Source organism: Sporichthyaceae bacterium (assembly GCA_036493475.1).
In the GTDB taxonomy this organism is placed as follows: Bacteria; Actinomycetota; Actinomycetes; order Sporichthyales; family Sporichthyaceae; genus DASQPJ01.
Genome location: DASXPS010000071.1, coordinates 1 through 4,588, shown reverse-complemented (window position 1 = coordinate 4,588; position 4,588 = coordinate 1). Strand labels below are relative to the sequence as shown.

The 4,588-nt window shown below is 69.2% G+C and carries 4 protein-coding genes; all 4 read left to right on the top strand.

What is annotated here, in order from left to right; translation table 11 throughout:
- Positions 1 to 168: 168 nt before the first annotated feature.
- The 4 genes from VGJ14_07890 to VGJ14_07875 all read left to right on the top strand — a co-directional run bounded on the left by VGJ14_07890 (position 169) and on the right by VGJ14_07875 (position 4,434).
- Positions 169 to 1,434, top strand: a complete 1,266-nt coding sequence (locus tag VGJ14_07890; GenBank protein ID HEY2832327.1) for a tyrosine-type recombinase/integrase — start codon at positions 169 to 171, stop codon at positions 1,432 to 1,434.
- The gene (locus VGJ14_07885; GenBank protein ID HEY2832326.1) at positions 1,431 to 2,369 is read left to right on the top strand and encodes a tyrosine-type recombinase/integrase; all 939 of its coding nucleotides are present in this window, start codon (positions 1,431 to 1,433) and stop codon (positions 2,367 to 2,369) included. Before VGJ14_07890 ends, VGJ14_07885 begins: the two co-directional genes overlap by 4 nt.
- Entirely contained in the window at positions 2,366 to 3,355 is a 990-nt protein-coding gene (locus VGJ14_07880; protein HEY2832325.1) for a tyrosine-type recombinase/integrase, read from the top strand. The genes VGJ14_07885 and VGJ14_07880 overlap by 4 nt, the downstream gene beginning before the upstream one ends.
- A 149-nt stretch (positions 3,356 to 3,504) precedes the next feature.
- Complete coding sequence (locus VGJ14_07875; GenBank protein HEY2832324.1) at positions 3,505 to 4,434, top strand: IS701 family transposase; 930 nt, start codon at positions 3,505 to 3,507, stop codon at positions 4,432 to 4,434.
- Positions 4,435 to 4,588 lie beyond the last annotated feature (154 nt).

The following is a 4,588-nucleotide window of genomic DNA, read 5'->3' as shown; positions in this document are numbered from 1 at the left end:
TGAAGAAAGGCGTCTAATGCCGAACTCGGCATTAGACGCCTTATGGCGCGCCGACGGTTATGCCGTGTTGTTGCGGATCGGCGCTGGTCACCGTGCTGATGCCGGGGTTGCCGGGCAGCATTACACACGGGTTGTCCGTCGTAGCCGAATGTTTCTCGTGTCTGGTCGGTGGAGTCCATCGACAGACAGGAGAAGACCATGGACATGGGTGATGGTGGACGGCGTCGCTGGCGGATCGCGGTGCAGGGGCCGCTCGCGTCGTTCGCTGACGGGCTTCGTGAGGACTTGGCGGCGCAAGGATTCTCGCCGGACACGATCGTCGATCACGTTCACCGGTTGGCGGATCTGAGCAGTTGGCTGCTCGACCATGGCCTGGCCACGGCCGAGCTGACCAGCGAGGTCGTGCGGAAGTTCCAACGGGAGCGCCGGTCGGCCGGTGTCTCGGTGAGAGTCGGCGGGCGGGCGTTGGCGCCTCTGTTGGAGTACCTGCGCCGGCTGCGGGTAGTCCCGCCGCCGGCTGTGATGGTGGCAGTGACACCGGCAGATGTGCTGGTGGGCGAGTACCGCCGCTACTTGGAAGACGAGCGCGGGCTGTCCGCGGGCACCGTGAAGCACTATCTGCGATGCGCTCGAACGTTTCTGGCTGGGCTGTCCGAGCCCCTGGAGGATGCGCTATCGAGGCTGTCAGCCGGGCAGGTCATCGATTTCGTGCAGCAGTGGAGTACGCGGCGGCGGAGTACGGCGTTGGACATGATGACGCTGCCCGCGCTGCGGTCGTTGCTGCGGTTCCTGCACGTGGCCGGGCACGTTCCGGTCGGGTTGGCTGGCGCAGTCCCGGCTGGCCGGGGCAGGCCCCGCAACCTGGCCCGGCCCCGGTCGGCCGGCGGTGAGAGTGTCCGGGCGGTGCTGGCGGCGTGTGACCGCGACAGCGCCGTCGGCCGTCGGGATTTCGCGATTCTGCTGATGCTGGCCCGTCTGGCGGTGCGCGGTGGCGAGGTGGCCCGGCTGGAGTTGGCCGATGTCGACTGGCGGTCGGGCGAGTTGACCGTGCGCGGCAAGGGCGGTCGGGTCGATGTGCTGCCGTTGCCGGCTGATGTCGGTGCGGCGGTCGCCGACTATCTGGTGCACGCGCGGCCGGTTACCGCCGCGCCCAACGTCTTCATCACGGTGAAAGCGCCGTTCACCGGGTTGGCGACCGCGTCGGTCACCGTGCTGGTCGGTGCCGCGTGCGCGCGGGCCGGGGTGTCCCGGTTCGGGCCGCACGGGATGCGGCACGCTGCGGCCTGCGATCTGCTGGCGGCCGGCGCGTCGATGGAGGAGATCGGGCAGTTGCTGCGGCACGCCCAGCAGCGCACCACGGCGATCTATGCCCGGCTGGACCAGGCTCGGCTGGCCGAGTTGGCCCGGCCCTCTCCGCAGGGGGCCCCGCGATGAGCCTGCGAACCTGGGCGGAACAGTATTTGGCGATGCGTCGCGGCTTGGGTTTCAAGCTGTGTCAGGACGGCCGGCTGTTGCTGGATTTCGCCGCCCGGCTCGACCGCGCTGGCCATCGGAGCGTCACTATCGCCGAGGCGGTGGCGTGGGCGAGCCAGCCCGAGGACATCAGCGCCGCGCACCGGCAGCGGCGGCTGGCGATCGTGCGAGGCTTCGCCCGCTACCTGGCGGCGTTCGACCCGGACTGCCAGATTCCACCAGCGGGGCTGCTACCCGGCCGGGCGCATCGGCCAACCCCTTACCACTACTCGGTCAAGGAGATCGCGGCGTTGGTGCACGCGGCCGGCACGATCGCGGCGCCGCTGCCGTCGGCCACGATGCAGGCACTGATCAGTCTGCTGGCCGCGAGCGGGCTGCGCGTGGGCGAGGCCCTGGCTCTCGACCGCGGCGACGTCGACGAACACGCGTCGGCGGTGACGGTGACCGGGAAGAACGATCAGACCCGCCTGATCCCGCTGCACCCCACCACAGCGGCGATGCTCGCCCGCTATGCCGCGCGCCGTGACCGGCTCTGCCCGAGCCCGATCTCGCCCGGGTACTTTCTGACCGCTACCGGCCGGCGAGTCCAGCACCGCGGCGTGCACCAGATCTTCACCCGGCTCCTGACCGCCGCCGACATCTACACCCCGCCCGGACGGCGTCGTCCCCGCATCCACGACCTGAGGCACACGTTCACGGTCAACGTCCTGATCGACTGGTATCAGACCGGCGTCGACGTGTCGGCCCGGCTTCCGGTGCTCTCGGCGTTCCTCGGCCACAGCAGCCCGGAATCCACCTTCTGGTATCTGCAAGCCACTCCGCAACTGCTCGCCCTGGCCGCGCACCGCCTCGACGCGGCAGCGCACCCCGGCCGAGGCGAGGTGACCGGGCCGTGACCGCGCTCGCGCCGCTGCTGCAGGCCTTCTTCACCGACCGGCTGATGAGCCAATACGGCGCCAGCCCGCACACCATCGCCTCCTACCGCGACACCCTGCGGCTGCTGCTGACCCACGTCCACCAGCGGACCGGCAAACTCCCAGCCCGACTGGAGCTGTCCGACCTGGACGCCGTCACCATCGGCGAGTTCCTCCACGACCTGGAAACAGTGCGCGGCAACAGCGTCGCCACCCGCAACACCCGCCTCGCCGCGATCCACTCCCTGTTCCGCTACGCCAGCCTGCGAGCACCCGAACACGCCGAGCTGATCAGCCGAGTCCTGGGCATCCAAACCAAACGCGCCACCACCACGATCGTCAGTTTCCTCAACCCCACCGAACTCGACGCGCTACTGGCCGCACCCGACACCACCACCTGGCACGGCCGACGCGATCACGCCCTGCTTACCCTGACCGCGCAGACCGGCCTCCGCGTCGCCGAACTGACCGCGCTCACCACTGGCGACCTCCAACTCGGCGTCGGCGCGCACGCCTACTGCCGCGGCAAAGGCCGCAAGGACCGCTGCACCCCGCTGACCAAGCACACCGTCAGCGTTCTGGCTGCCTGGCTCACCCCAGCCAAGCCAGCCGACATCGAGCCCCTGTTCGCGACCCGCCGCGGCACCCGACTGTCCCATGACGCCGTCTCCGGCCTCGTCGCAAAACACGCCGCTACCGCAGCCCGCACCTGCCCATCGCTGCAGGCCAAACACGTCACCCCGCACACGCTGCGGCACACCGCAGCGATGAACCTGCTCCATGCCGGCGTCGACATCACCGTCATCGCGCTCTGGCTCGGCCACGAAACCCCGGCGACGACCCGCGTCTACCTGCACGCCGACATGGCCCTCAAGGAACAAGCCATCGCCCGAACCGCACCGCCGAACACCGACCCCGCCCGCTACCAGGCCAGCGACGACCTTCTCGCGTTCCTCGAGCAACTCTAATCCCGCGCCACCAACGGTTATGCCGCGAAGGAAAGCCAGACACCGCCGAACAACACGACATCCGCACCGACTGCGGCATAACCGTCGGCGCGCCATAAGGCGTCCATTCCGTCGGTGTCCAGCGCCAATACACCGGCACCGCGGGACGGATCGAGAACGCCCAGGTCAGCGTCTTCCTGGCCTACGCCAGTAAACACGGACACACCCTGATCGACCGCCGGATCTACCTGCCCCAGTCCTGGACCAGTGACGCCCAGCGCCGGGAACAGGCCGGTATCCCCGCCACCGTCGAGTTCGCCACCCGCTCGCAACTGGCCGACGACATGATCACCGCCGCCCGCCAAGCACTGACACCGGCTCGGTGGGTGACCGCGGACGAGGCCTACGGCAACAACAGCATGCTGCGGGCACGGCTCCGCGCGCTACGCCTGGGTTATGTCCTGGCCATCTCCCGCGACCACCTCGTCCCCATCAGCGGCGGCAAGGCCCGCAGACGGGCCGACCACCTCGCCGCCGGCCTGCCCGCCTGGGCCTGGACCCGACGCAGCGCCGGCCACGGCTCGAAAGGCCCACGGCTCTATGACTGGGCCTGGCTCACCGACGTCGGCACCGACGCCGATCCCGGCGCAGGCGGCCAGCACAGCCTGCTCATCCGACGCAACTACACCACCGGTGAACTGGCCTTCTACCGCTGCTGGACACCCGAACCCGCCGGCCTCGCCCAGCTCGTACACATAGCCGGAACTCGATGGACCGTGGAAGAAGGGTTCCAAACCGCGAAGGGACAGGTCGGTCTTGACCAGCACCAAGTCCGCCAATGGCAGTCCTGGCACCGCCACGCCACCCTCGCCCTGGCCGCACTCGCCATCCTCGCGATCTGCGCCGCCAACGAGCGTCCCGAACCCAACACGATCCGGCGAAGCGCCAACGAGATCCGCCGCCTGATCAACATCCTGATCCAGCACCCCGCCCACGACACCGCTCACCGTTTGCACTGGTCAAACTGGCGAACACAACACCGGCAACGCGCCACACGAGCCCACTACACCCGCCGCCTCACCCTCGAATTCCAACCATGATCACGAATGGCGGCTGCCGTACTAGCCGCGACACGACGCCGGGCTCTAGCGGCGGCTGGGCCACGACGTGGGCCGGGCTCTACTCGAGTCGGTAGAGGATGTCGTCGCCGATCTGCTCGCGGGTGATGCCGAGGCCGTCGATCGGGCGGCCGGG